The organism is Nocardioides caricicola, assembly GCF_039541135.1.
GTDB classification, from domain to species: domain Bacteria; phylum Actinomycetota; class Actinomycetes; order Propionibacteriales; family Nocardioidaceae; genus Nocardioides; species Nocardioides caricicola.
This window is the reverse complement of sequence record NZ_BAABFQ010000007.1, coordinates 11,786-35,795: the sequence shown is the minus strand read 5'-3', so window position 1 is coordinate 35,795 and position 24,010 is coordinate 11,786. Positions and strand designations below refer to the sequence as shown.

24 protein-coding genes are annotated in these 24,010 nt (G+C 72.2%); 17 read left to right on the top strand and 7 right to left on the bottom strand.

The window, feature by feature from the left end; genetic code table 11:
- The first annotated feature begins 80 nt into the window (after positions 1-80).
- The 11 genes from rplU (at position 81) to ABD875_RS14165 (ending at position 10,048) form a co-directional block, all read left to right on the top strand.
- A complete protein-coding gene (rplU, locus tag ABD875_RS14215) occupies positions 81-389 on the top strand; it encodes a 50S ribosomal protein L21 (RefSeq protein ID WP_345178101.1) in 309 nt (102 codons plus the stop codon).
- 42 nt (positions 390-431) lie between these two features.
- A complete protein-coding gene (gene rpmA / locus ABD875_RS14210) occupies positions 432-686 on the top strand; it encodes a 50S ribosomal protein L27 (RefSeq protein WP_243056998.1) in 255 nt (84 codons plus the stop codon).
- Positions 687-802: 116 nt separating this feature from the next.
- Positions 803-2,338 (top strand): GTPase ObgE, encoded by a 1,536-nt coding sequence (gene obgE, locus ABD875_RS14205; RefSeq protein WP_345178093.1) that lies wholly within the window; start codon positions 803-805, stop codon positions 2,336-2,338.
- The gene (gene proB, locus ABD875_RS14200) at positions 2,335-3,420 is read left to right on the top strand and encodes a glutamate 5-kinase (protein WP_345178090.1); all 1,086 of its coding nucleotides are present in this window, start codon (positions 2,335-2,337) and stop codon (positions 3,418-3,420) included. The genes obgE and proB overlap by 4 nt, the downstream gene beginning before the upstream one ends.
- Before the next feature lie 55 nt (positions 3,421-3,475).
- A complete protein-coding gene (locus ABD875_RS14195) occupies positions 3,476-4,513 on the top strand; it encodes an isopenicillin N synthase family dioxygenase (protein WP_345178087.1) in 1,038 nt (345 codons plus the stop codon).
- Between the two features lie 23 nt (positions 4,514-4,536).
- The gene (locus ABD875_RS14190; protein WP_345178084.1) at positions 4,537-5,508 is read left to right on the top strand and encodes an endonuclease/exonuclease/phosphatase family protein; all 972 of its coding nucleotides are present in this window, start codon (positions 4,537-4,539) and stop codon (positions 5,506-5,508) included.
- 90 nt (positions 5,509-5,598) lie between these two features.
- On the top strand, positions 5,599-6,177 hold the full coding sequence (locus ABD875_RS14185) for a DUF6801 domain-containing protein (protein WP_345178081.1): 579 nt from the start codon (positions 5,599-5,601) through the stop codon (positions 6,175-6,177).
- 82 nt (positions 6,178-6,259) lie between these two features.
- Positions 6,260-7,426 carry a cysteine desulfurase family protein gene (locus ABD875_RS14180; RefSeq protein ID WP_345178078.1) on the top strand — a complete coding sequence of 389 codons (1,167 nt, stop codon included), beginning with the start codon at positions 6,260-6,262 and terminating at the stop codon, positions 7,424-7,426.
- Positions 7,423-8,502, top strand: a complete 1,080-nt coding sequence (gene mnmA, locus ABD875_RS14175) for a tRNA 2-thiouridine(34) synthase MnmA (protein WP_345178076.1) — start codon at positions 7,423-7,425, stop codon at positions 8,500-8,502. Before ABD875_RS14180 ends, mnmA begins: the two co-directional genes overlap by 4 nt.
- A complete protein-coding gene (locus tag ABD875_RS14170) occupies positions 8,499-9,479 on the top strand; it encodes a methionine synthase (protein WP_345178074.1) in 981 nt (326 codons plus the stop codon). The genes mnmA and ABD875_RS14170 overlap by 4 nt, the downstream gene beginning before the upstream one ends.
- Positions 9,480-9,511: 32 nt before the next feature.
- Positions 9,512-10,048: a type 1 glutamine amidotransferase domain-containing protein gene (locus ABD875_RS14165; protein ID WP_345178073.1), complete on the top strand. Its 537-nt coding sequence runs from the start codon at positions 9,512-9,514 to the stop codon at positions 10,046-10,048.
- A 51-nt stretch (positions 10,049-10,099) separates the two neighbouring features.
- Here ABD875_RS14165 and ABD875_RS14160 read toward each other — a convergent pair whose 3' ends face one another.
- The gene (locus ABD875_RS14160) at positions 10,100-11,674 is read right to left on the bottom strand and encodes an MFS transporter (protein ID WP_345178070.1); all 1,575 of its coding nucleotides are present in this window, start codon (positions 11,672-11,674) and stop codon (positions 10,100-10,102) included.
- 22 nt (positions 11,675-11,696) lie between these two features.
- The gene (locus ABD875_RS14155) at positions 11,697-12,287 is read right to left on the bottom strand and encodes a TetR/AcrR family transcriptional regulator (protein WP_345178067.1); all 591 of its coding nucleotides are present in this window, start codon (positions 12,285-12,287) and stop codon (positions 11,697-11,699) included.
- Between the two features lie 195 nt (positions 12,288-12,482).
- On the opposite strand from ABD875_RS14155, the gene ligA reads away from it, so the two are divergent.
- A complete protein-coding gene (gene ligA, locus ABD875_RS14150) occupies positions 12,483-14,549 on the top strand; it encodes an NAD-dependent DNA ligase LigA (protein ID WP_345178064.1) in 2,067 nt (688 codons plus the stop codon).
- Here the strand turns inward: ligA and ABD875_RS14145 are convergent.
- Genes ABD875_RS14145 through ABD875_RS14125 form a run of 5 tightly spaced genes read right to left on the bottom strand, consistent with a single transcriptional unit; the run spans position 14,533 to position 18,409 of the window.
- Complete coding sequence (locus tag ABD875_RS14145) at positions 14,533-15,630, bottom strand: hypothetical protein (RefSeq protein ID WP_345178061.1); 1,098 nt, start codon at positions 15,628-15,630, stop codon at positions 14,533-14,535. The two genes, ligA and ABD875_RS14145, sit on opposite strands and share 17 nt — an antisense overlap.
- Entirely contained in the window at positions 15,623-16,141 is a 519-nt protein-coding gene (locus ABD875_RS14140; protein ID WP_345178059.1) for a SigE family RNA polymerase sigma factor, read from the bottom strand. The genes ABD875_RS14145 and ABD875_RS14140 overlap by 8 nt, the downstream gene beginning before the upstream one ends.
- A gap of 54 nt (positions 16,142-16,195) precedes the next feature.
- Positions 16,196-17,332, bottom strand: a complete 1,137-nt coding sequence (locus tag ABD875_RS14135; RefSeq protein ID WP_345178056.1) for a WD40 repeat domain-containing protein — start codon at positions 17,330-17,332, stop codon at positions 16,196-16,198.
- Complete coding sequence (locus ABD875_RS14130) at positions 17,325-17,843, bottom strand: SigE family RNA polymerase sigma factor (protein ID WP_345178053.1); 519 nt, start codon at positions 17,841-17,843, stop codon at positions 17,325-17,327. Before ABD875_RS14130 ends, ABD875_RS14135 begins: the two co-directional genes overlap by 8 nt.
- Before the next feature lie 59 nt (positions 17,844-17,902).
- Positions 17,903-18,409 carry a DinB family protein gene (locus ABD875_RS14125; protein WP_345178050.1) on the bottom strand — a complete coding sequence of 169 codons (507 nt, stop codon included), beginning with the start codon at positions 18,407-18,409 and terminating at the stop codon, positions 17,903-17,905.
- Between the two features lie 117 nt (positions 18,410-18,526).
- Between ABD875_RS14125 and ABD875_RS14120 the strand changes: the two genes are divergently transcribed.
- From ABD875_RS14120 to ABD875_RS14100, 5 genes are all read left to right on the top strand, one after another.
- Complete coding sequence (locus ABD875_RS14120; protein ID WP_345178047.1) at positions 18,527-18,820, top strand: hypothetical protein; 294 nt, start codon at positions 18,527-18,529, stop codon at positions 18,818-18,820.
- Positions 18,821-18,870: 50 nt separating this feature from the next.
- A complete protein-coding gene (gatC, locus tag ABD875_RS14115; RefSeq protein ID WP_345178044.1) occupies positions 18,871-19,170 on the top strand; it encodes an Asp-tRNA(Asn)/Glu-tRNA(Gln) amidotransferase subunit GatC in 300 nt (99 codons plus the stop codon).
- Between the two features lie 29 nt (positions 19,171-19,199).
- Positions 19,200-20,687: an Asp-tRNA(Asn)/Glu-tRNA(Gln) amidotransferase subunit GatA gene (gene gatA, locus ABD875_RS14110; RefSeq protein WP_345178041.1), complete on the top strand. Its 1,488-nt coding sequence runs from the start codon at positions 19,200-19,202 to the stop codon at positions 20,685-20,687.
- Positions 20,687-22,180 carry an Asp-tRNA(Asn)/Glu-tRNA(Gln) amidotransferase subunit GatB gene (gatB, locus tag ABD875_RS14105; protein WP_345178039.1) on the top strand — a complete coding sequence of 498 codons (1,494 nt, stop codon included), beginning with the start codon at positions 20,687-20,689 and terminating at the stop codon, positions 22,178-22,180. The genes gatA and gatB overlap by 1 nt, the downstream gene beginning before the upstream one ends.
- Before the next feature lie 183 nt (positions 22,181-22,363).
- Entirely contained in the window at positions 22,364-24,010 is a 1,647-nt protein-coding gene (locus tag ABD875_RS14100; protein ID WP_345178037.1) for a prenyltransferase/squalene oxidase repeat-containing protein, read from the top strand.

Below are 24,010 nucleotides of genomic sequence, written 5' to 3'. Positions count from 1 at the left end.
GCGTGCCTCTTCTGCGCGGCGCCCGAATCGGCTGCGCCCCAGACCAAGACACAACATCAGTACCGACGAAGGAGACCGCGGTGTACGCGATCGTGCGCGCAGGCGCCAAGCAGCAGAAGGTTGCCGTGGGCGACGTCATCGAGATCGACAAGGTCACCACGGCGACCGGCGACTCGGTGCAGCTCCCGGTGGTCCTCGTCGTCGACGGTGAGAAGGTCACGTCGGACGCGAAGACGCTCGACAAGGCCTCCGTGACCGTCGAGGTCCTCGGCGCCACCAAGGGTCCGAAGATCGTCATCCAGAAGTACAAGAACAAGACCGGCTACAAGAAGCGCCAGGGTCACCGTCAGAAGTACACCCAGGTCAAGGTCACCGCGATCAACGCGTGATCGAACCGATCACGACAACGACTCCCTCGAAGGACTGAAGAGATGGCACACAAGAAGGGCGCGGCGTCCACCAAGAACGGCCGCGACTCCAACTCCCAGCGCCTCGGCGTCAAGCGGTACGGCGGCCAGGTCGTCAACGCCGGCGAGATCATCGTCCGCCAGCGTGGCACCCACTTCCACCCGGGCGCCGGCGTCGGTCGCGGTGGCGACGACACCCTGTTCGCGCTCGTCGGCGGTGCCGTCGAGTTCGGCACGCGTCGCGGCCGCCGCGTCGTGAACATCGTCCCGGGCGAGTGAGCTGACGCTCGCACCCACGCTTCACCTCGAAGAGCGTCCCGTTTCCGGGGCGCTCTTCGCCATTTGCACCGCAGGTGCACCTTGCGCTCCACCGTTTGCCAGAGAGAGTAGGCATCATGGCCGTCCCCACCTTCGTCGACCGGGTGTCGCTGCACGTCCGCGCCGGCCGCGGCGGGCACGGCGTCGCCTCCGTCCATCGTGAGAAGTTCAAGCCGCTCGGCGGCCCCGACGGCGGCAACGGCGGCCCGGGTGGCTCGGTGATCCTCCGGGTCGACCCGGACGTCACCACGCTGCTGGCCTACCACCACAGCCCCAAGCGCAGCGCCGAGAACGGCGGGCACGGCGCGGGCGACCACAAGAACGGCGGCCACGGCGCCGACCTGGTCCTCCCCGTCCCCGACGGCACGCTGGTGAGCGACCCGCAGGGCAACGTGCTCGCCGACCTGGTCGGTCCCGGCACCGAGCTCGTGGTCGCCCAGGGTGGCCGCGGCGGGCTCGGGAACGCGGCGCTCGCCTCGGCCAAGCGCAAGGCCCCCGGCTTCGCGCTGCTCGGCGAGCCCGGCGACGAGCTCGAGATCGTGCTCGAGATGAAGGTCGTGGCCGACATCGGCCTGGTCGGCTTCCCGAGCGCGGGCAAGTCCAGCCTGATCGCCGCGATCTCGCGGGCCCGGCCCAAGATCGCCGACTACCCCTTCACGACGTTGGTCCCGAACCTCGGCGTGGTGACCGCCGGCGACACGACGTTCACCGTCGCCGACGTCCCCGGCCTGATCGAGGGCGCCAGCGACGGACGCGGGCTCGGCCACGACTTCCTGCGCCACATCGAGCGCTGCGCGGCCCTGGTCCACGTCATCGACACCGCCAGCATCGAGCCCGGCCGCAACCCGGTCGACGACCTCGACGTCATCGAGAACGAGCTCAGCCGGTACGGCGGGCTCGAGGACCGCCCGCGCCTGGTGGCCCTCAACAAGGTCGACGTACCGGACGGGCGCGACATCGCCGGCTTCGTCGTCGACGAGCTGCGCGAGCGCGGCCTGGACGTGTTCGAGGTGTCCGCGGCCTCCGGCGAGGGGATGCGCGAGCTGACGTTCGCGATGGCCCGGATCGTCGAGGCGGCCCGGGCCGCCAAGCCGGTTGTCGAGGCGACCCGGATCGTGCTCCGGCCGCCGTCGGCCGACGGCAAGGACGAGTTCACCGTCACCCAGACCGCGGACGGCTGGCAGGTGCGCGGGGAGAAGCCCGAGCGCTGGATCCGGCAGACCGACTTCAGCAACGACGAGGCGGTCGGCTTCCTCGCCGACCGGCTCAACCGGCTCGGCGTCGAGGACCGCCTGGTGAAGATGGGCGCCGAGGAGGGCGACGCGGTGCTCATCGGCCACCCCGACAACGCCGTGGTGTTCGACTTCAAACCCGGGATCGACGCCGGTGCGGAGATCCTCAGCCGCCGCGGCGAGGACCAGCGCTTCGACGACTCCCGCCCGGCCGCGCGCCGCCGCCGCGCGATCGACGAGGCGATGGACGACCGTGCCGAGGGCGAGACCCGCGCCGACGTCGCCCGCAAGCTGGACAAGCCGGAGACCTACGGCCCGATGTCGTACAAGATCGGCACGGCCGAAGATCCCGACTGGGAAGAACAAGACCCCGGAACATGAGCACCACGCGCCCCGAGGTGACCGCCGCGAAGCGGGTCGTCGTCAAGGTCGGGTCCTCGTCCCTGACCACCGCCGCGGGCGGGATCGACCCGGCCCGGGTGCGCGACCTGGTCGACACCCTGGCCAAGCTGCGCGCGGACGGCGCCGAGGTCGTGCTGGTCTCCTCGGGCGCCATCGCCGCGGGGCTCGCGCCGCTCGGGCTGAGGAAGCGCCCGAAGGCGCTGGCCGCGCAGCAGGCAGCCGCCTCGGTCGGCCAGGGACTGCTCGTGCACCGCTACACCGAGGAGCTGGCCCGGCACGGCGTGATCGCCGGTCAGGTGCTGCTCACCGTCGACGACGTCACCCGGCGCTCGACGTACCGCAACGCCTACCAGACGTTCGCCAAGCTGCTCGAGCTCGGCGTGCTGCCGATCGTCAACGAGAACGACACGGTCGCGACCAGCGAGATCCGCTTCGGTGACAACGACCGGCTGGCCGCGCTGGTCGCGCACCTCGTGCACGCGGACCTCCTGGTGCTGCTGTCCGACGTCGACGGGCTGTACGACGCCGACCCGAGCGACCCCGCCAGCACCATGCTGCGCGACGTCGAGTCGGTCGACGACCTCGCCGACGTGCGGATCGGCAAGGCGGGTGCCGCGGGTGTCGGCACCGGTGGGATGCAGACCAAGGTCGACGCCGCGCGGATCGCGACCGGCGCGGGCATCCCGGTGGTGCTCACCTCGGCCGACCTGGCCGGGTCGGCCCTGGCCGGCGAGCCGGTCGGCACGCTGTTCCACGCGACCGGGCGGCGCCGGCCCACCCGGCTGCTCTGGCTGGCGCACGCCACCGAGCCCAAGGGTGCGGTGGTGCTCGACGCCGGGGCCGTCCGCGCGGTCGTGGAGCGGCGTGCGTCGCTGCTCGCCGCCGGCGTCACCGGTGTCACCGGCACGTTCGTCGCCGGCGACCCCGTCGACCTGGTCGCGCCGGACGGCACGCCCGTCGCCCGCGGCCTGGTGAACTTCGACGCCGACGAGCTGCCGGACCTGCTCGGCCGCTCCAACGAGCGCGAGGTCGTCCACCGCGACGACATGGTCCTGCTGTAGCCGGCCGAGGACGGCCCGAGGACGTAGCCCGGCCACCGTGGCTACCCTGAGTGCCATGTTCCGAGTCCCTGCCGTGGACATCGCGGCGTACGTCGACGACGGCACCGCCGAGGAACGGGCCGTGGTCGCCCGCGAGGTCGACGCGGCCTGCCGCGAGGTGGGCTTCATGCAGCTGGTCGGGCACGGGGTCCCGGCCGACGTGATCGAAGGGCTCGGTGCCGCGATGGACGCGTTCTTCGCGCTCGACGCGGACGTCAAGCGCGGCTACGTGCGCCCCGCGTGCGAGAACCGCGGGTACACGCCGCCGCGGACCGAGTCGCTGAGCCTCAGCCTCGGCGTCGAGCCCGCGAGCCGGATGAACGACTTCTTCGAGGCCTTCAACGTCGGCCGGGCTGCCAGCGAGTACGCCGGCCAGGAGCTCCCGCCCGAGCACTTCGCCGAGAACATCTGGCCCGACGTGGTGGGCTTCGAGGAGCAGGTGGCGGCGTACTTCGCCGAGGCCGGCCGGGTCGCCCGGACCATGACCCGGATCTTCGGCGACGCGCTCGGCCTGCCCGCGAGCTTCTTCCCGGGGCTGACCGCGCCGTCGATCGAGGTGCTCCGGATGAACAACTACGCGCTGGAGCCGGGCACCACCGTCGAGCTGGACGGCGACCTGGTCGGCATGAGCGAGCACACCGACTTCGGCATCGTGACGATCCTGTGGGCCGACCCGATCCGGGGCCTGCAGGTGCTCGACCGGGACGGCGACTGGCACGACGTCGTGCCCGACCCGGGCGCGCTGCTGGTCAACCTCGGCGACCTCACCGCCCGGCTCACCAACGAGCGCTGGCTGTCCACGATGCACCGGGTGAAGCCGCCGGTCGTCGACGGCACCATCGAGCGGCGCCGCTCCGCGGCGTACTTCCACGACGGGAACCCGGGCGCGGTGGTCGCGCCGCTCGAGGGCTGCGTGGACGCGGCGCACCCGCCGCTCTACGACCCCGTCACCGTGGACGAGCACATCCGCGCCAAGCTGGCCGGCTCGCGCGCGGGGCGCCGCAACGACGCGGCGGTGCGGGAGGGTGCTCGCGTGCTGCACGCCCAGCGGTAGGTCGCGCCGCTAGGTTGGGCCGGGTGCGGGCACGGGTGCTGGTCTTCTGGGGGATCGTCGCGCTCCTGCTGGTCCCGGCCGCAGCGCTGACGTTCGCCCGCGCCGTTGAGCCCGATCGCGGGTTCTGGATCCAGCTCGAGGCGTTCACGCCCTTCGGTCTCGTCCTGTACGGCGCGGCCGCGCTGCTGCTCGTCGCGCGGCTGCTGGTGCGGCGCCGGGTCCGGTCGTGGGCCGCCGCGGTCGCGGCGGTGGCCGGGCTGGGACTCGCCGTGCACGCGTGGTGGTATGCACCGCAGCTGACCGGGGCGAACCCACCGCCCGCCCCCGGAGCCGAGCGGGTCGTGGTGATGTCCGCGAACATCTCCTCGGGCGGGGCCGACGGCATCGACCTGGTGCGCCGGGCCACCGAGGAGGACGTCGACCTGCTGGCGGTGCAGGAGATCACGGCGGCCGACCTCGCGGACATGGAGCGCGCGGGGCTGGCCGAGCTGCTGCCGTACCGCGTGGGGGAGCCGGGGACCTTCGGCGACGGCACCATGGTGTTCGCGCGCACCGAGCTGACCGGCGCCGAGCCGCTCGCGACCACCCACGACGGCTGGGTGGTGGAGATGGGCGACCTGACCGTGATGGCCGTCCACCCCTGGGCGCCGACCGAGCCCGAGCTCTGGCGAGAGGAGCTCGCCCTGGTCGAGCAGGCGGTCGGCGAGCACGAGCCCGACCTCGTCGTCGGCGACTTCAACGCGACCCTCGACCATGCCCCGATGCGCGCGCTGGGCGACGTCGGCTACCGCGACGCCGGGGAGCTGGCCAACCAGGGGTGGCAGCCGACCTGGCCCGCGAGCGGCACCGTCGACGTGCTCGGGGTCGGGCTGCCCGCGCTGGTGCAGATCGACCACGTCCTGGTCGGGCCGGAGGTCGCCGCGCTCGGGATGCACACGGTCGAGCTCCCGGACAGCGACCACCGGGCGGTCGTGGCCGAGGTCGCCCGCAAGTGAGGGGTGGTTTACCGACGGTGGTGTGTGGTTATGTTCAGTGCACAGCCGTAGCCCGGGAGGGGTCGCGGCATCTCGGGAGGAGTGACACGCATGCCCGCACGCACCATCGCCGCCATCGCGGCAACCGCCGCCATGGCCACCAGCACCGTTCTCGTCGCCGGAGCACCGGCTCAGGCGAAGCCGGTGTCGGTGAAGACCAGCTACACCTGCGCCACCGTCCTCGGTGACCAGGCCATGGACGTGACCATCAAGCTGGACCTGCCCACCAAGGTCAAGAAGGGCACCAAGGTCAAGGACCGTCCGGTCAACATGGTCGTCGTGGTCCCGGAGTCCCTGGTGACCCCGATGCGCGACGTCCTCGGCATCACGGCCCTCTCCGGCTCGGCCAGCGACATCAAGTACACGGTCGGCGCGACCAAGGTCCCGCTCGCGAACGTGAAGATCCCGCGGACCGACGTGCCGGAGAGCGGCTCGATGACGCTCAAGGCGCGGGGGACCGCGAAGGGCTTCAAGCTCAAGAAGCCGGGCTCGTACGTCGTGAAGGCGCCCCAGGCGTTCACGTTCAACGCCAACGACCAGAACGGCAACCCGGTGCCCAGCTCCCCGTTCGGGTGCGCGCTGGCCGACGGCGCCCCGTCCAAGCTGGGGACCATCAAGGTCACCCGGTAGCAGCACGCGTCGACGGCCCGGTGCTCCGGCACCGGGCCGTTCGCATGCCCGGACCGGTCCACGCCGTACGCTGGTCGGTGCGATGACCAGCCCGACCGTCTACCTCGACCACGCCGCGACCACCCCGATGGTCCCCGCGGCGGTGGAGGCGATGACGGCACACCTGCTCGACGTGGGCAACCCCAGCTCGCTGCACGCCTCCGGCCGGCACGCCCGCCGGGTCGTCGAGGAGTCGCGCGAGCAGATCGCCCAGGCGCTGAACTGTCGCCCCGGCGAGGTGGTCTTCACCTCGGGCGGCACGGAGGCCGACAACCTGGCCGTCAAGGGCATCCACTGGGCCCGCGCCGGCGAGCTCGGCCCCGGCGCCCGGTTGATCACGTCCGCCGTCGAGCACCACGCGGTGCTCGACCCCGTGCACTGGCTGCAGGACAGCGACGAGGCCGAGGTCCGGCTGCTCGCGGTCGACCCGAGCTGCCGCATCGACCTCGACCAGCTGCGGACCCTGGTGGCCGAGCGGCCGGTCTCGCTGATCTCGGTGATGTGGGCCAACAACGAGGTCGGCACCCTGCAGCCGATCGAGGAGGTCGTGGCGATCGCCGCCGAGCACGGCATCCCGGTCCACACCGACGCGGTCCAGGCCGTGGGGCACGTGCCGGTCGACTTCGCCGCGTCCGGCGTGGACGCGCTGACGCTGACCGGCCACAAGCTCGGCGGTCCGTACGGCGTGGGCGCGCTGGTCGTGCGCCGCGAGATCGCGGTGAGCCCGCTCGTGCACGGCGGCGGCCAGGAGCGCGACATCCGCAGCGGCACCCTCGACACCCCCGCGATCGCCGGGTTCGCGGCCGCGGTCGAGCTCGCCGTGAAGCACCAGGCGGAGTCGGCGGCGCGGATCGGCGCGCTGCGCGACGACCTGGTGAAGCGCGTGATCGAGGTGGTGCCGGAGGCGCACCTCCACGGCGACCCGGTCCGCCGGCTGCCGGGGAACGCGCACCTGGGCTTCCCCGGCTGCGAGGGCGACTCGCTGCTGATGCTGCTGGACGCCCGCGGGATCGAGTGCTCGACCGGGTCCGCGTGCTCGGCCGGCGTGCCGCAGCCCTCGCACGTGCTGCTGGCGATGGGCTGCGACGAGGACCAGGCCCGCCACTCGCTGCGGTTCTCGCTCGGCCACACCACCACGCAGGCCGACGTCGACGCGGTCGTCGAGGCGATCGGTCCCGTCGTCGAGCGAGCGAGGGCGGCCAAGCTGTGAGGGTCGTCGCTGCCATGTCCGGCGGCGTCGACTCCGCCGTCGCCGCGGCCCGCGCGGTCGAGGCCGGCCACGACGTCACCGGCATCCACCTGGCGCTGTCGCGCAACCCGGCGTCGTACCGCTCCGGTGCCCGCGGCTGCTGCACGATCGAGGACAGCAACGACGCGCGCCGCGCCGCCGACGTCATCGGCATCCCGTTCTACGTCTGGGACCTGAGCGAGCGGTTCCACGAGGACGTGGTCGAGGACTTCATGGACGAGTACGCCGCCGGCCGCACGCCGAACCCGTGCCTGCGCTGCAACGAGAAGATCAAGTTCGCGGCCGTGCTCGACCGCGCGCTGGGCCTCGGGTTCGACGCGGTGGCGACCGGTCACTACGCCCAGCTGCGGACCGGCGCGGACGGGCTGATCGAGATGCACCGGGCCGTGGACCACGGCAAGGACCAGTCCTACGTGCTGGGTGTGCTCGACCAGGAGCAGCTGCGGCACTCGCTGTTCCCGCTCGGCGACTCGACCAAGGCCGACGTGCGCCGGGAGGCCGCCGAGCGTGGTCTGCTGGTCGCGGACAAGCCGGACAGCCACGACATCTGCTTCGTCGCCGACGGCGACAACGCGGGCTGGCTGCGCGAGAAGCTCGGGGACCGCGCGCCCAACCAGGGCGGCGACATCGTCGACGAGTCCGGCGCGGTCGTCGGGTCGCACCAGGGCACCTACGCGTTCACGATCGGGCAGCGTCGCGGCCTCCGGCTCGGGCACCCGGCGGCCGACGGCAAGCCGCGGTTCGTGCTGGACATCGAGCCGGTCTCCGGCACCGTCACCGTGGGCCCCCGCGAGCGGCTGGCCGTGCACCGGCTCAGCGGCATCAAGCCGCGCTGGTGCGGCACGGTGCCGCGCGAGCTCACCGGCACCGTCCAGCTGCGCGCCCACGGCGAGGAGCTCCCGGCGCGGGTGCGGGTGGGGGACACCGTCGACATCGAGCTGCTCGAGCCGGCGTACGGCATCGCGCCGGGGCAGGCCGCGGTGCTGTACGACGGCACCCGCGTCGTCGGCTCGGCCACGATCGCGACGACCGCATGACGGTCGCGACAGGCGTCGGCTCCTACCCGGGCGAGGACTTCGACGAGGCCCTGCGGGTCGTGCTCGGCGAGCTCACCGACCTCCCGCACCTGCCCGAGGTCCCGGGCCGCGGCATCACCGCCGGCATGGTCGGCCGCGGCCTCGCCGTGGTGGCCGATCTCGGCGTCGACCTGCAGCCGGCGGGATGGCGGCTGACCGACGCGCCCGGGGTCGACCATCGGCGCGCGCGCAGCCTGCTCGCCCAGGACCTCGACGCGCTCGAGGAGCACGGGCAGGGCCTCGCCGGCACGTTCAAGATCCAGGTGTGCGGCCCGTGGACGCTGGCCGCGACCGTCGAGAAGCCGCGCGGCGACAAGGTCCTCTCCGACCACGGCGCCCGGCGCGAGCTCGCCCAGGCGCTGGCCCACGGGCTGGTCGACCACGTCCGCGACGTACGTCGCCGGCTGCCCGCGATCGAGCGGCTCGTCGTGCAGGTCGACGAGCCGGCCCTGGCCGCGGTGCTGGACGCCCAGGTGCCGACCGCGTCCGGCTTCGGCCGGCACCGCAGCGTCGACCGCCCCGAGGCGTCCGAGTCGCTCGGCTGGGTGCTCGGCGCGATCGCCGGTGCGGGCGCCGAGCCGTGGGTGCACAGCTGCGCGCCGGGCACGCCGCTCGGCCTGCTCCGCGGGGCCGGCGCGCGCGGGCTCTCGGTCGATCTCACGATGCTGTCGGCCGCCGACCACGACGCGCTTGCCGAGGCCCTCGACGGTGGCGACACCGTCGCGCTCGGCGTCGTCCCCGGCACGGACCCGGAGACCGGCCTCACCGACGCGCACGTGACGGAGTCGGTGCTGCGCTGGCTCGACATGCTCGGCCTCGACCCCGGCGAGGTCACCGACCGGCTGGTGCTGACGCCGTCGTGCGGACTCGCCGGCGCCTCACCCGGGTGGGTGCGGACCGCGCTCGCGGTGCTGCGGAAGGCCGCCGCGAACCTGTGATTCGCGGGAGCCGGCATGGGTACTGCTCCTCCATGAGTGACCTGACCGGCAAGACCGTGGCCATCATCGTGAGCGACTTCGTCGAGGAGCCCGAGCTCCTCGAGCCGCGCGACCAGCTCAGCCGGGCGGGTGCGACCGTCAAGATCTACTCGGTCAGCGGCGACCCCGTGCAGGCGGTCCAGGGCGACACCGAGCCGACCCAGAAGGTCGAGGTGGACGGCACGCTCGACGACCTCGACCCGGGCACGATCAGCGCGCTCGTGGTCCCCGGGGGCACCGTGAACGCCGACCGGCTGCGGGTCGAGGCCCGCGCGCAGGACATCGCGCGCGACGTCATGGAGCGCCGGGTGCCGCTCGCGGTGATCTGCCACGGCCCGTGGCTGCTGGTGTCGGCCGGCCTGACCCGGGGGCGGCAGCTGACGAGCTTCCACACCCTCGCCGACGACGTCCGCAACTCCGGCGGCACCTGGATCGACGACGAGGTCGTCGTCGACCGCAACCTCATCACCAGCCGCAGCCCCGAGGACCTGCCGGCGTTCATCAAGGCGATCGAGGACGCGCTCTCCTGAACGGCGAAGGCCACCTCGTCGCCGAGGTGGCCTTCGCGTGGGGGGAGAGGGTCAGCCGATGTGGACCGGCGCGCCCTCGGGGCCGTCGGTCGCGAGCTCCTGGTGCTTCACGTTGAGGAAGATCCAGGTGACCAGCGAGGCCACCAGCATCAGGCCGGCCCCGAACAGGAACGCGTCGCTGGCACCGGCCGCGAAGACCTGGTGGCCGGCGACCGTCATCGCCGCAGGGTCGACCGGGACGCCGGCGGCCGCCACGGCCTTCTCGAGGCTCGCGGTGAGGTCGTCCATCGTCTGGGTCGCGATGGTCGCCAGCAGCGAGAGACCCAGCGCACCGCCGACCTGCTGCATGGTGTTCAGCACGCCCGAGCCGATGCCCGAGTCCTCGGCACGCAGGTGGTGCACCGCGGTCAGGGTGAGCGGGACGAACGTCGCACCCATGCCGAAGGCCATCAGCAGGATGTACGGGAACAGGTCGGTCCAGTAGCTGGCGGTGAGGTCCTGGACCGGCAGCGTGGTGTCGCTCGGGATCCGCGAGAAGCCGACCAGGGCGATCGACGCCATCAGGGTGCCGACGCCGGCGAGGATCCGCGGGTCGATCCGGTTGATCAGGTTCGACGAGATCCCGGCGGCGATCACCAGGCCGATGCAGAACGGCAGGAACGCGACGCCGGCCTCGATCGAGCTGTAGCCCATGACCGTCTGGATGTACTGGCTGAGGTAGAAGAACATCGCGAACATCGCGGCCGGGGCGAAGAACATCGCCACGAAGCTGGCTGCGCGGGTGCGGTTGGCGAACACGCGCGTCGGCAGCAGCGGGTGCTCGACCCGGCTCTCGACGAGCAGGAACGTCGCGAGCAGGGCGACACCGGCGGCCAGGCTGGCCAGGGTCCAGGTGTCGGTCCAGCCGTCCTCACCGGCGCGGCTGATGCCGTAGACGAGGCCCAGCAGGCCGAGGGTCCCGGTGACCGCACCGGGCAGGTCGAGCTCGCCGGGGTGCGACTCGGACTCGTTGAGGAAGCGCGGCGCGAGCAGCGCGGCGACGATGCCGATCGGGGTGTTGATCAGCAGGGTGAGCCGCCAGCCCTCGACGGTGGTGCCGAGGATCTCGGGGCTGAGGCCGGTCAGCCAGCCACCGAGGAGCAGGCCGACCGCAGCGCCGACGCCGGACATCGCGGCGTACACCGCGAACGCGCGGTTGCGTGCGGGTCCGGCGGGGAACGTGGTCGCGATCAGCGCGAGGGCCGCGGGAGAGGCGAGCGCGGCGCCGAGACCCTGGAGGGCACGGGCGGCGAGGAGGGTGCCCTCGCTGTTGGCCAGGCCGCCGAGCAGCGATGCGACGGCGAAGATGACCAGGCCGATCATGAAGATCTTGCGGCGGCCGTAGAGGTCACCGAGGCGGCCGCCGAGCAGCAGCAGGCTGCCGAACGCGAGGGCGTAGCCGGTGACCACCCAGGTCAGGTTCTCCGGCGCGATGTCCAGGTCGGTCTGGATGAAGGGGAGCGCGATGTTCACGATGGTGCCGTCGAGCACCACCATGAGCTGCGCCACCGAGATGAGCACGAGTGCCCATCCCAGGTGCTGCTTCTTGCCGGAGCTGGTGCTCGCGGCGCTGGCCACGTCGGTCATCAGAAGGTCCTTCTGTCGGGGTTCAGTGGGAGGGGGCCGGGTCGCGGGTGGCGGCCGGCAGGATGATCTGGTCGATCACGCGGGTGATCAGCTCGGGTGTCGGGGGTTCCCCGAGGATGAACATGCGGTGCAGGACGATCCCGGCGAGCGCGGGCTCGAGCAGGGCCAGGTCGACGTCGTCGCGGAGCTCGCCACGCTCGCGGGCCCGCTCCCAGATCTGCTGGGAGAGGGCGATCTTGGGGCCGACCACCTCGCGGCGGAACGCGTCGGCGAAGTCCTGGTCGCGGGCGATCGCGGTGAGCACGCTCGCGAACCGGGCCACCTCGGTGTGGTCGGACAGTCCACCCATGCCGCAGAACACCGCCATCAGGTCGCTGCGCAGCGAGCCCGTGTCGGGCACGACGTACTCGCCCTTCGGGTGCAGCGCCTCGATCACGAGGCTGACCTTGTTGGTCCACCGGCGGTACAGCGTCGCCTTGGACGCCTTGGCCTTGGCGGCCACGGCGTCCATGGTCAGCCGGTCGTAGCCGACCTCCGCGAGCACCTCCAGGGTCGCCTGGAAGATCTCCTGCTCGCGGTCGCCCTCGACGCGGGGCCGCTCGATGGGGGTCATGGGTGTGTTCGCCTGCCGTTCACATGGATGAAACGAAACGGTTTCGTTTCATCCGGAACAGCGTACGCACGGCCCGCATTCCGGTCCAACCGGGTTTTCTCAGGTTTCTTCCCGGCAGGCGGGGGACTGGTCTAGACCGGAGCGTGCGCGCGGCCGGTCGCGGGAGGTGTCGGCGCGGCCCGGCACAATGGCGTCGTGACCGACCCGCGCGTGGAGCACCAGCGACTGGCCGAGGAGATCGAGGAGGCGCGCTGGCGCTACTTCGTGCTCGACAGCCCGACCATCGACGACGCCGTCTACGACCAGACGATGCGCCGGCTCCAGGACCTCGAGGAGGAGTTCCCGGAGCTCCGGACGCCGGACTCGCCGACCCAGAAGGTCGGTGGTGCGGTGTCGACCGAGTTCACCGCGGTCGCCCACCTGCGCCGGATGGAGAGCCTCGACAACGCCTTCTCGTTCGAGGAGCTCGAGTCGTGGCACGCCCGGCTCGCGCGCGACGGCGTCGAGAGCCCCGCCCTGCTGTGCGAGCTCAAGGTCGACGGCCTCGCGATCAACCTGCTCTACGAAGGCGGCCGCCTGGTCCGGGCGCTCACCCGCGGTGACGGCACCACCGGCGAGGACGTCACGCCGAACGTCAAGACGATCGCGTCGATCCCGCACCGGCTGACCGGCACCGACGAGTTCCCGGTGCCCGAGCTGGTCGAGGTCCGCGGCGAGGTGTTCTTGCCCGTCGAGGCGTTCGAGCGGCTCAACGCCTCGTTGCTGGACGCCGGCAAGGCGCCGTTCGCGAACCCCCGCAACTCCGCCGCCGGCTCGCTGCGCCAGAAGGACCCGCGGGTGACCGCCTCGCGCGCGCTCGACATGGTCTGCCACGGCATCGGGGAGCGCCGCGGCTTCGAGCCGCAGGCGCAGTCGCACGCCTACGACGCGCTGAAGGCGTGGGGCCTGCCGGTCAGCGACAAGGTCAAGGTCGTCCCGACCCTCCAGGACGTCGAGGCCTACATCGAGAACGCCGGCGAGCACCGGCACACGATCGTCCCCTACGAGATCGACGGCGTGGTCGTGAAGGTCGACGACGTCGCGCTGCAGCGCCGGCTCGGCTCGACCAGCCGAGCGCCGCGCTGGGCGATCGCGTTCAAGTACCCGCCCGAGGAGGTCAACGCCAAGCTCCTCGAGATCCGGGTGAACGTCGGCCGCACCGGCCGGGTCACGCCGTACGGCGTCATGGAGCCGACCCTCGTCGCCGGCTCGACCGTCGAGAACGCCACGCTGCACAACTACTACGAGGTCCAGCGCAAGGACGTCCGCCCGGGCGACACGGTGATCCTGCGCAAGGCCGGCGACGTGATCCCGGAGATCCTCGGGCCGGTGCTTGCGCTGCGCCCCGACGGCCTCGCCGAGTGGGTCGGCCCGACGGACTGCCCGGAGTGCGGCACGACGCTGGTGGAGCAGAAGGAGGGCGACAAGGACCGCCGCTGCCCCAACCACCAGTTCTGCCGCGCCCAGGTGCGCGAGCGCGTGTTCCACGTCGCGGGCCGGGGTGCGTTCGACATCGAGGGGCTCGGCTACGAGGCCGCCGTCGCGCTGCTCGACGCCGGGGCGATCGGCAACGAGGGCGACGTGTTCGACCTCGACGCCGAGAAGGTGCTGACCGCGCCGCTGTTCACGCGGGCGCCCAAGAAGGGTGAGGAGGGTCCGCAGCTCAGCGCCAACGGCCAGCGACTGCTCGACAACCTCGCCAAGGCCAAGCAGGTGCCGCTGTGGCGTGTGCTGGTGGCGCTGTCGATCCGGCACGTCGGCCCGACCGCGGCCCGGGCGCTGGCCACCGAGTTCGGCTCGATGGCCGCGATCCGCGCCGCCACCGAGGAGCAGCTGGCCGCCGCCGAGGGCGTCGGCCCGACGATCGCCGAGGCGGTCATCGAGTGGTTCAAGGAGCCCTGGCACGTCGAGATCGTCGACAAGTGGGAGCGCGCCGGCGTCTCGATGGCCGACGAGCGCGACGAGTCCGTGCCGCGCACCCTGGAGGGCCTCACCGTCGTGGTCACGGGGTCGCTGGTCGACTTCAGCCGCGACTCCGCGAAGGAGGCGATCCTGTCCCGCGGCGGCAAGGCGGCCGGCTCGGTGTCCAAGAAGACCGACTACGTGGTGGTCGGCGAGAACGCCGGCTCCAAGGCCGACAAGGCCGAGCAGCTCGGTGTCCCCGTCCTGGACGAGGCGGGCTTCAAGGACCTCCTGGAGAACGGCCCTACGACCACGAGTTGAACGAGCCTCGTTCCAGCCTGAGGTCGTCGCCGGCCGGTACGCCGGTGTCCGTGCACTCGCCGGTGGCCGGGCCGCACGAGACGACCGTGCCGTCCTCCCCGGTGGTCAGCACGTGGCCGTCGGGTGTCCAGCCGGTCGGCTGGAACTCCGTGAGCGTGAGCTCCAGCGGGAGCCGCTCCCCGCTGGCGACGTCGTACACCAGGGCCGTGGTGTCGCTCGACGTGAGCAGGTAGCGGCCGTCGGGCGACACGGTGGCGTACTGCCCGCCGGCGTCCGGGTACGACCCGACCAGGTCGCCGTCGGGCATCGAGCGCACGTGCCACTGCGTGATCTCCACGGGCTCGCTCTCGGGGTCGGGGGCTGTGATGTAGCCCGCCGGCCCGTAGCCCCACGGGACCGAGAAGCCGAGCTCGCGCCGGGGCATCCGCGACACCTCGCCCGTGTCCATGTCTACGGCGACCTCCAGCTGGTCCTGGGTGACGATCACGTACCGGTCGCTGCGGCCGAGCAGCGGCGTCTCCTCGGACTGGAATGGGTCGCCGAGCGGCCGGGTCTCGTCGGTCGCCAGGTCGAGGACCTGGAGCTGGACGTAGCCCTGGTCCTCGACCTCCTCCGCGTACACGAGCTCCGGTGAGCCGGCTTCGGCGGCGATCGCATCGAAGTGGCCGAGGTCGCGGGTCTCGCCGTCCGGCGCGACGAGGGTGAGCCTCGTCGGGTCCTCGATCGAGTCGGGAAGGTTCGCGACGATCGCACCCGCGGACGTGTAGACCAAGGACTGCGCGCCCGGGACCTCGACGGTGCGGTCGCCGATGTGCACGACCTCGTCGGAGATCCACGCGCCCAGCTGCTGGTAGGCCAGCTCGTCGGCGGGCTGGATCGAGTCGTCGCTGTCGCGCCAGCGGTCGACGGCGACGGTCGCCCCGGTCACGACGAGGATCGCAGCGACGGCTCCGACCAGCGCCGTACGCGTGCGCCGGCGGCGCTCCTCGCGGCGTCCGGCCGCGATGAGGTCGCCGGGCATCGGCGGGACGTCGATCGTGTCGGCGCCCTCGTGCAGGAGCGTGGAGAGACGGTCAGTCATGGCGGGCTCCTTCGGTCGACGGGACGACGTCATCGCCCAGGACGGCGCGCAGCTTGGCGAGCGCGTCGGAGGTCTGGCTCTTCACGGTGCCCTCGGAGACGCCGAGCGCACGGGCGACCTCGCGGACGCTCAGGTCGTCGTAGAAGCGGAGCACGACCACCGCGCGCTGCCGGGGCGGGAGCGTGGCGAGCGCCGCGACGACGGCGGGGCCGGTGCTCGGGTCGCGCTCCGTACCGCTCTCGGGCAGCGTCTCGGTCGGCACCTCGTTGCGCCAGGACCGGCGCCGGAACCAGGTGGTCGCGGTGTTGGCCAGCACCACCCGGGCGTATGCCGGCGCGGCGGCCGGGTCCTTGATCCTCCGCCGGGCGGCGTAGGTCTTGGTCAGTGCCGTCTGGGTCAGGTCCTCGGCGAGCTGGTGGTCGCCGAGCATCAGGTACGCCGTGCGGTAGAGCCCCGGCCACGCGGCCTGCGCGAGCTCGGTGAACTCCGCGTCCGTCAGCGTTCTCGCCATCGATCCTCCTCGAGCGGTCACCCGAGAAGACGCGCCGACCTGCAGTTCGGTTGGTCAGCGTCCGGTGGCGATTCCCCACGTGCCGGTGACCAGCGAGAGCTTGGGTCCCACCGTGTGCCCGAGACCAACACATTCCCCGGTGGCGGGGTCGCACACCTCGACCTCCGACGGCTGGCTCGGGAACGGCTTGCCGACCAGGTGCCCGTCCGGGGTCCAGCCGTAGTCGACGACGTCCCGGTCACGGCCGAGGTCGACGTGGTCGCCGGTCTCGACGTTGTAGACGACCATGTCCTGATCGGGCGCCGAGACCGAGAGCCACTTCTCGTCGGGAGAGAGCGACGACTGGTCGTAGATCCCGTCCCCGACGTAGGGCACCTTCAACAGCACCTCCCCGTCGTCGCGGCTGCGGACCTGCCACGCGCCGTCGTCCGAGACGATGTACCGGGAGTCGCCGGCCGCGCCCAGGCCGAGCACTCCGTCGGCCAGCGGAACCTCGGCGCCGGTGCGCCAGTTCGTGGTGACCATGGTTCCCGACCCGGGCTGGCCAGGGTCCGGGGCGAAGTAGCTGACCAGGTCTCCGGACAGCCCGACGATCTTGGCACTGCCGGGCTCGCGGTCGGTGAACGAGTGGACGTACATCTCTTCGTCGCTCTCGAGGTCGAGCACCACGAGCTCCTTGGTCGTGTCGTCGACCGACCGTACGAAGGCGAGGTACGGCGTCGCCGGGTCCGCGGCCACCGACCGCGAGGGATCGGTCACGCCGAGGTCGAGTGCCCGGACCTCGCCGTCCGGGGTCACCAGCGAGATCCGTGGATCGGGCTTCGGCGAGAACTGCGGAGCGCCGACGACCACGCCCGCGGAGGAGTACTGGAGGTCCAGCGCACCGGGGATCACCACGACGTGGTTGCCGACGTGCACCTCGTCGCCGCGCGCCCACGCGCCGAGCTGCTGGTACGCCGCGTCGTCGGGGAGGTCCGCGGGCTCGACCTGGCTGTCGCCCCGCACGGTCGCGGCCACGGTGAGCGTCGTTCCGACCAGCACGATCGCCGCGACCGCGCCGACGACCGCCATCGTGGTCCGGCGCCGCCGGCGCAGGTCGTGGCCGCGGGCGAGCACCGCGTCGGCGGGCGGCCGGGGGACGTCGATGGTCGCCGCCTCCTCGTGGAACAGCATGGTGAGTCGCTCAGTCATGGCGCGCCCCCTCGGTCGTCGGGACGACCTCGTCGCCGAGCCTCAGCCGCAGCCGGGCCAGCGCGTCGGAGGTCTGGCTCTTCACGGTGCCCTCGCTGATCCCGAGAGCCTGGGCGACCTCGCGCACGCTGAGGTCGTCGTAGTAGCGCAGCACCACCACGGCCCGCTGCCGCGGCGCCAGGTCCTGCAGCGCCGTGGCGAGAGCGGTGCGGTTGGTCGGGTCCTGGTCGACACCGGCGTCCGGCAGCACCTCGGTCGGCCGCTCGTTGCGCCACCCGCGCTTGCGGAACCACGCTGCCGCCGTGTTGGCGAGCACCACGCGGGCGTACGCCGGCGCCGCCTCCCGGTCGCGCACCTTGCGCCAGGTCGCGAAGACCTTGGCGAGCGCGGTCTGCACCAGGTCCTCGGCCAGGCCGTGGTCGCCGAGCATCAAGTAGGCCGTGCGGTACAGCCCCGGCCAGCTGGCATGCACGAACTCGGTGAACTCCTCGTCCGTCAGTGCTCTCGCCATCGGTCCTCCTCGAGCGGGTCACAGCAGAAGATGCCGGGACCGCTCGATCGGTTGGGTGCCTAGCTCCCGAAGTTGTCGCCGTGGAAGATCTGCTCCCGCAGGATGTCGCCGTGCCCGGCGTGCCGGGCGAGCTCCTCGATGAGGTGAGCGTAGATCCAGCGCAGCGTCAGCGGACCCCGCCGGTTGTGCAGGGCCAGGTCGTCGAGGGAGTACGCCGCGGCGATCTCGTCGGCCTCGGCCCAGGCGAGGCGGTACGACGCGAGCACGGACTCGACCGTGTCGTCGGGCGTGAGGTACCAGCTCTCCTCGGCCGCCTCCGGGATGCCCAGTTCGCCGCGCGTGCGTCCGGCCAGCGACGCGTGGAACCACACCTTCTCCACGAACACCACGTGCTTCACGATCGACAGCGGGCACGTCAGCGACGGCACCAGCCGGCGCCGGGCCTGCTCCTCCGTCAGACCCTCCAGCACTCCGACGATCGCCTGGCGGTTGTCGTGCAGGAACGCCTCGAGCTGCTCGCGCTCGCTGCCGGTCAGGGTCGCCTCGCTGCGGTAGTCGTCGGTCACGAGGCGCGAGCCTACGACCGCGACCGGTCGGCCGTCCCAGGACGTAAGCCTCTGGCCAACCACCGCCGCCGCGCGGATCGTCGGAGCAACACCCCGACGAGCGAACCGGAGGACGTCATGATCGTCGTAGCACTGCTGCTGGCTGTCGGGATCGTCGTCGCGACCGTGGTCGTGCTCGGCATCATCCGCAGCGTCGGGCAGGACGTGAACAAGCTCGAGGGCGAGCTCCACGGCCCCGCCGCACGGACCGTGCTGTACCCCGTCCCCGCCGGGCGGGACCCGGTCGACCTGATGGTCGCGGCGAGGCACGCCGGCTACCGGAGCATCGAGGAGCACCCGGGTCTGCTCAGGATCGAGTGCCCGCAGGCCGGCGACCCGGAGAAGGTGCGGGCGCTGCTCGACAACGCCTGAGGGATCGGCCGACTGAGGCTCTGGCCGCGATCTCTCCTAGGATTGCGCCCATGCCCGAAATCACCCGAGACGAGGTCGCGCACCTGGCGAACCTCGCCCGGATCGACCTCGACGACGCCGAGCTCGACCACCTCGCACCGCAGCTGTCCGTGATCCTCGAGTCGGTGGCCTCGCTGAGCGGGGTCGCCGCGGGCGACATCCCGCCGACCTCGCACGCGCTGCCGCTCACCAACGTCTTCCGTGAGGACGTCGTGACCCCGGGGCTGACGCCCGAGCAGGCGCTCTCGGGCGCGCCGGAGGTCGAGGAGCAGCGCTTCTCGGTCCCGCGGATCCTGGGGGACGAGCAGTGAGCGCCCCGGGAGCGGAGCGAGCGGCGCGCTTGCTGCGAGCAAGTGCGGCCGAGCTGGCCGACGCGCTCGCCGCCGGTGAGACCACCTCCGTCGAGATCACCCAGGCCCACCTGGACCGGATCGCCGCCGTGGACGGCCCCGTGCACGCGTTCCTGCACGTCGACGCCGAGGGCGCGCTCGCCCAGGCGAAGGCGTCCGACGAGCGCCGCGCCGCCGGCACCCTGCTCTCCGCGCTCGACGGCGTGCCGATCGCGGTCAAGGACGTGCTCGCGACCGAGGGCATGCCGACCACCTGTGGGTCGAAGATCCTCGAGGGCTGGGTCCCGCCGTACGACGCGACCGTGGTGCGTCGCCTCAAGGAGGCCGGCCTGCCGATCCTCGGCAAGACCAACATGGACGAGTTCGCCATGGGCAGCTCGACCGAGCACTCGGCGTACGGCCCGACCCACAACCCGTGGGACCTCGACCGGATCCCGGGCGGCTCCGGCGGTGGCTCGGCGGCCGCGGTCGCCGCGTTCGAGGCGCCGCTCGCGCTCGGCACCGACACCGGTGGGTCGATCCGCCAGCCCGGCGCGGTCACCGGCACGGTCGGCATGAAGCCGACGTACGGCGGCATCTCGCGCTACGGCCTGGTCGCGATGGCCAACTCCCTGGACCAGGTCGGCCCGGTCACCCGGACCGTCCTCGACGCCGCGCTCCTGCACGAGGCGATCGGCGGGCACGACCCGCGCGACTCGACGAGCATCGACCAGCCGCTCCCGCCGCTGGTCGAGGCCGCCCGGCAGGGTCTGACCGGTGACCTCACTGGTCTCAAGGTCGGCGTGGTCACCGAGCTGTCCGGTGACGGGTACCAGCCCGGCGTGCTGGCTCGGTTCCAGGAGGGCGTCGACCTGCTGGTCAAGGCCGGCGCCGAGGTCGTCGAGGTCTCGTGCCCGCACTTCGTGCACGCGCTCGCGACGTACTACCTGATCATGCCGTGCGAGGCGTCCTCGAACCTCGCGAAGTTCGACGCGATGCGGTACGGCCTGCGCGTCTGGCCGTCGGAGGACGCCAGCGCCGAGGAGGTCATGCGCGCGACGCGCGACGCCGGCTTCGGCGACGAGGTCAAGCGCCGGATCATCCTGGGCACCTACGCGCTGTCGAGCGGTTACTACGACGCCTACTACGGCCAGGCGCAGAAGGTGCGCACGCTGATCTCGCGCGACTTCGAGGCGGCGTTCGAGAAGGTCGACGTGCTGGTCTCGCCGACCGCGCCGACCACGGCGTTCAAGCTGGGCGAGAAGCTCGACGACCCGATCGCGATGTACCTCAACGACCTCGCGACCATCCCCGCCAACCTGGCCGGCGTGCCGGGCATCTCGGTCCCGAGCGGCCTCGCCGACGAGGACGGACTGCCCGCGGGCTTCCAGATCCTCGCCCCGGCCCTCGCCGACGACCGCTGCTACCGGGTCGGTGCCGCCCTCGAGGCCGCGCTGCTCGAGCAGTGGGGCGGCCCGCTCGTTCCGAAGGAGATCTGATGAGCGACACCCTGGTTGCCTTCGACGACGTCCTGGCGTCGTACGACCCGGCGTTGGGCCTGGAGGTCCACGTCGAGCTCAACACCAACTCCAAGATGTTCTGCGGCTGCCCGACCGAGTTCGGCGCCGAGCCGAACAGCCAGGTCTGCCCGACCTGCCTCGGCCTGCCGGGCGCCATGCCGGTCGTGAACCGGGTCGCGGTCGAGTCCGCCATCCGCATCGGCCTCGCCCTCAACTGCGAGATCGCCGAGTGGTGCCGCTTCGCCCGGAAGAACTACTTCTACCCGGACATGCCGAAGAACTTCCAGACCTCGCAGTACGACGAGCCGATCGCCTTCGACGGCTGGATGGACGTCGACGTCGACGGGGAGACGTTCCGCGTCGAGATCGAGCGCGCGCACATGGAGGAGGACACCGGGAAGTCGCTGCACGTCGGCGGCGCGACCGGTCGCATCCACGGCGCCAGCCACTCGCTGGTCGACTACAACCGGGCCGGCATCCCGCTGATCGAGATCGTCACCCGGCCGATCACGGGCATGGGCGCCAAGGCACCCGACGTCGCGAAGGCGTACGTCGCGCAGCTGCGCGACCTCATCGTCGCGCTCGGCGTCTCCGACGCGCGCATGGACCAGGGCTCGATCCGCGCCGACGTGAACCTGTCGCTGTCGCCCAAGGGCAGCGGTGTGCTCGGCACCCGTACCGAGACCAAGAACGTCAACTCGCTGCGCTCGGTCGAGCGCGCGGTGCGCTACGAGATGTCGCGGCACGCGGCCGTGCTCGGCGCGGGGGAGACGATCCTCCAGGAGACGCGGCACTGGCACGAGGACACCGGTGTCACCACGAGCGGCCGGGAGAAGTCCGACGCCGAGGACTACCGGTACTTCCCGGAGCCCGACCTGGTGCCGGTGGCGCCGAGTCGCGAGTGGGTCGAGGAGCTGCGCGGCACGCTGCCCGAGAACCCCACCCAGAAGCGCGCCCGGCTGCAGGCCGAGTGGGGCTTCTCCGACTTCGAGATGCGCGACACCGTTGCTGCCGGCGCGCTGCTGATCGTCGAGGAGACCATCAACGCCGGCGCCACGCCGCAGGTCGCCCGCAAGTGGTGGCTCGGTGAGATGGCCCGCCGCGCCAACGAGGCCGGCGTCGAGGTCGGCGCGCTCGGCGTCACGCCCGCGCACGTCGTCCGGGTCCAGGCGCTGGTCGACGAGGGCACCCTGAACGACAAGCTGGCCCGCCAGGTCTTCGACGGGCTGCTGGCCGGCGAGGGCACTCCGGACGAGATCGTCGCGGCCCGTGGGCTCGCGATCGTGTCCGACGACGGCGCGCTCTCGGCCGCGGTCGACAACGCGATCGCCGCGAACCCCGACGTCGCCGACAAGATCCGCGACGGCAAGGTGGCCGCCGCCGGTGCGCTGATCGGCGAGGTCATGAAGGAGATGCGCGGCCAGGCCGACGCCGGCCGGGTGCGGGAGCTGATCCTGGAGAAGCTCACCTGAGCCCGACGGGATAGGCTCGCGCCACAACACAACCACGCCCGCAGCGGGGGAAGCCGGTCCGAGTCCGGCGCTGACCCGCAACCGTAGGCCGCCCGACCAGCTGGTCGGGGGTGAGCCGGAGCACCCGCTGCGTCGCGTCCCGAATTCGCGCTGTCGTGGAACGCAGCTGCGGGAAGGAAATCCATGCGATCCATCGCACGCCGCTCCGCGGCTCTCGTCACGGTGCCCGCCCTGGCCCTGGCCGGCGTCCTCGTGTCCTCCGCCCCGGCCTCGGCGGCCGACCCGGCCCCGGCGACGGCCGCCGCCACCTGGCTGAGCAGCCAGCTCACCGACGGGCTGGTCCTCAGCCCGTACGTCGACGAGAACGGCGTGCCCTACCCCGACTACGGGCTGTCCATCGACGCGGCCATCGCGTTCGACGCGGTCGGTGCCCCGTCCTCGGTGGTCGACGGCATCAGCGACGCCGTCGCCGCGCAGCTCGACTCGTACGTCGCGCCGGGCTTCGGCACGAACGTCTCCGTCGGCAGTGCCGCGAAGTCCGCCGTCCTGGCGCAGCTCACCGACGCCGACCCCACGAGCTTCGGTGGCCGCGACCTGATCGCCGACATCGAGGGCAACATCGCCGAGGACGGCGCTCTCGCCGGCCGGATCCAGGACGACATCGACACCGAGGACCCGTTCGCCAAGGACTACGCCAACGTGTTCGGCCAGGCGTTCGCCGCCCAGGCCCTCGACGCGGTCGGCAGTGCCTCGACCGATGCCGTGACCGACTTCCTGCTCGAGCAGCAGTGCGCCGACGGCTACTTCCGCCAGTTCTTCGCCGAGCCGACCGAGGACGACCAGAGCTGCGACGGCGCCGACGGCCAGCCGAACGTGGACGTGACGGCTCTCGCCGTGGTCGCCCTGCAGTCGCAGCTCGACGACGCCGACGTCGCGCCCCACGTCGAGCGCGCCGTGGACTGGCTGGTCGGCCAGCAGAAGAAGAACGGTGGCTTCGGCTCCGACAGCGACATCCCGGCCGCCAACGGCAACAGCACCGGCGCCGCGGCGTACGCGCTGCTGATCTCCGGCGAGGACGCGGCGGCGGCGAAGGCCGCCTCCTGGCTGCGCGCGCACCAGGCGACCAACGTGGCCAACTGCGTGTACTACGCGAGTGCCGACCTCGGCGCGGTGCTGTACGGCGACGCGGCCCGGACCGCCGCCCAGAGCGGCCCGATGGACGCCGAGCTCCGCTACCAGTCGGTGCGCTCGACCACCCAGGCCCTGCCCGGCCTGCTGGCCGCCCAGGCCGGCCCGGGCACGCCGAACGTGCTGTCCGCGCCCGGCTACGTCAAGGCGGGCGGGACGACCCAGGTCGGCGTCAACGACGCGGCCCCGGGTGAGGCGCTCTGCGCGATGCTCGGCGAGCAGTCGGTCCTCGGTTGGGCGAACGCCTCCGGCGACGCCGGGCTCACGCTGCGGCTGCCGAAGAAGGCGGGCACCAGCACCGTCGAGGTCGCCAACGCCGGTGGCGTCGTCGGCGACGCGGAGCTGACCTCGCTCGGTGCCGCGAAGCTGCCGATCTCGGTGAAGGCGAAGCGGATCGACGCCGGTCAGAAGCAGGTCGTCACCGTCAAGGGTCTCGCCCCGGGCGAGACGGTCCAGGTGGCGATCGCGTGGCCGAGCAAGCGCGGCAGCGCGTCGGGCGAGGCCCAGATCAGCCAGGCGAACCGCAAGGGCGTCTCCAAGGCCACCTTCAAGGTCCCGAACAAGCCGGGCACCGCGAAGGTCACCGCCCAGGGCCAGTTCAAGAACCGCAAGGGCGCCACGTCCTTCACCGTCACCCGCTGA

Bases quoted from the DNA above. Each gene is read 5' to 3' on its own strand.
- obgE (WP_345178093.1), top strand. From the start codon at position 803: ATGGCCGTCCCCACCTTCGTCGACCGGGTGTCGCTGCACGTCCGCGCC.
- ABD875_RS14155 (WP_345178067.1), bottom strand. From the start codon at position 12,287: ATGACCCCCATCGAGCGGCCCCGCGTCGAGGGCGACCGCGAGCAGGAG.
- ABD875_RS14145 (WP_345178061.1), bottom strand. From the start codon at position 15,630: ATGACTGACCGTCTCTCCACGCTCCTGCACGAGGGCGCCGACACGATC.
- ABD875_RS14185 (WP_345178081.1), top strand. From the start codon at position 5,599: ATGCCCGCACGCACCATCGCCGCCATCGCGGCAACCGCCGCCATGGCC.
- ABD875_RS14195 (WP_345178087.1), top strand. From the start codon at position 3,476: ATGTTCCGAGTCCCTGCCGTGGACATCGCGGCGTACGTCGACGACGGC.
- ABD875_RS14140 (WP_345178059.1), bottom strand. From the start codon at position 16,141: ATGGCGAGAACGCTGACGGACGCGGAGTTCACCGAGCTCGCGCAGGCC.
- ABD875_RS14160 (WP_345178070.1), bottom strand. From the start codon at position 11,674: ATGACCGACGTGGCCAGCGCCGCGAGCACCAGCTCCGGCAAGAAGCAG.
- rpmA (WP_243056998.1), top strand. From the start codon at position 432: ATGGCACACAAGAAGGGCGCGGCGTCCACCAAGAACGGCCGCGACTCC.
- ABD875_RS14120 (WP_345178047.1), top strand. From the start codon at position 18,527: ATGATCGTCGTAGCACTGCTGCTGGCTGTCGGGATCGTCGTCGCGACC.
- gatB (WP_345178039.1), top strand. From the start codon at position 20,687: ATGAGCGACACCCTGGTTGCCTTCGACGACGTCCTGGCGTCGTACGAC.
- ABD875_RS14135 (WP_345178056.1), bottom strand. From the start codon at position 17,332: ATGACTGAGCGACTCACCATGCTGTTCCACGAGGAGGCGGCGACCATC.
- ABD875_RS14180 (WP_345178078.1), top strand. From the start codon at position 6,260: ATGACCAGCCCGACCGTCTACCTCGACCACGCCGCGACCACCCCGATG.
- ABD875_RS14100 (WP_345178037.1), top strand. From the start codon at position 22,364: ATGCGATCCATCGCACGCCGCTCCGCGGCTCTCGTCACGGTGCCCGCC.
- ABD875_RS14170 (WP_345178074.1), top strand. From the start codon at position 8,499: ATGACGGTCGCGACAGGCGTCGGCTCCTACCCGGGCGAGGACTTCGAC.
- gatC (WP_345178044.1), top strand. From the start codon at position 18,871: ATGCCCGAAATCACCCGAGACGAGGTCGCGCACCTGGCGAACCTCGCC.
- ABD875_RS14165 (WP_345178073.1), top strand. From the start codon at position 9,512: ATGAGTGACCTGACCGGCAAGACCGTGGCCATCATCGTGAGCGACTTC.
- proB (WP_345178090.1), top strand. From the start codon at position 2,335: ATGAGCACCACGCGCCCCGAGGTGACCGCCGCGAAGCGGGTCGTCGTC.
- ABD875_RS14130 (WP_345178053.1), bottom strand. From the start codon at position 17,843: ATGGCGAGAGCACTGACGGACGAGGAGTTCACCGAGTTCGTGCATGCC.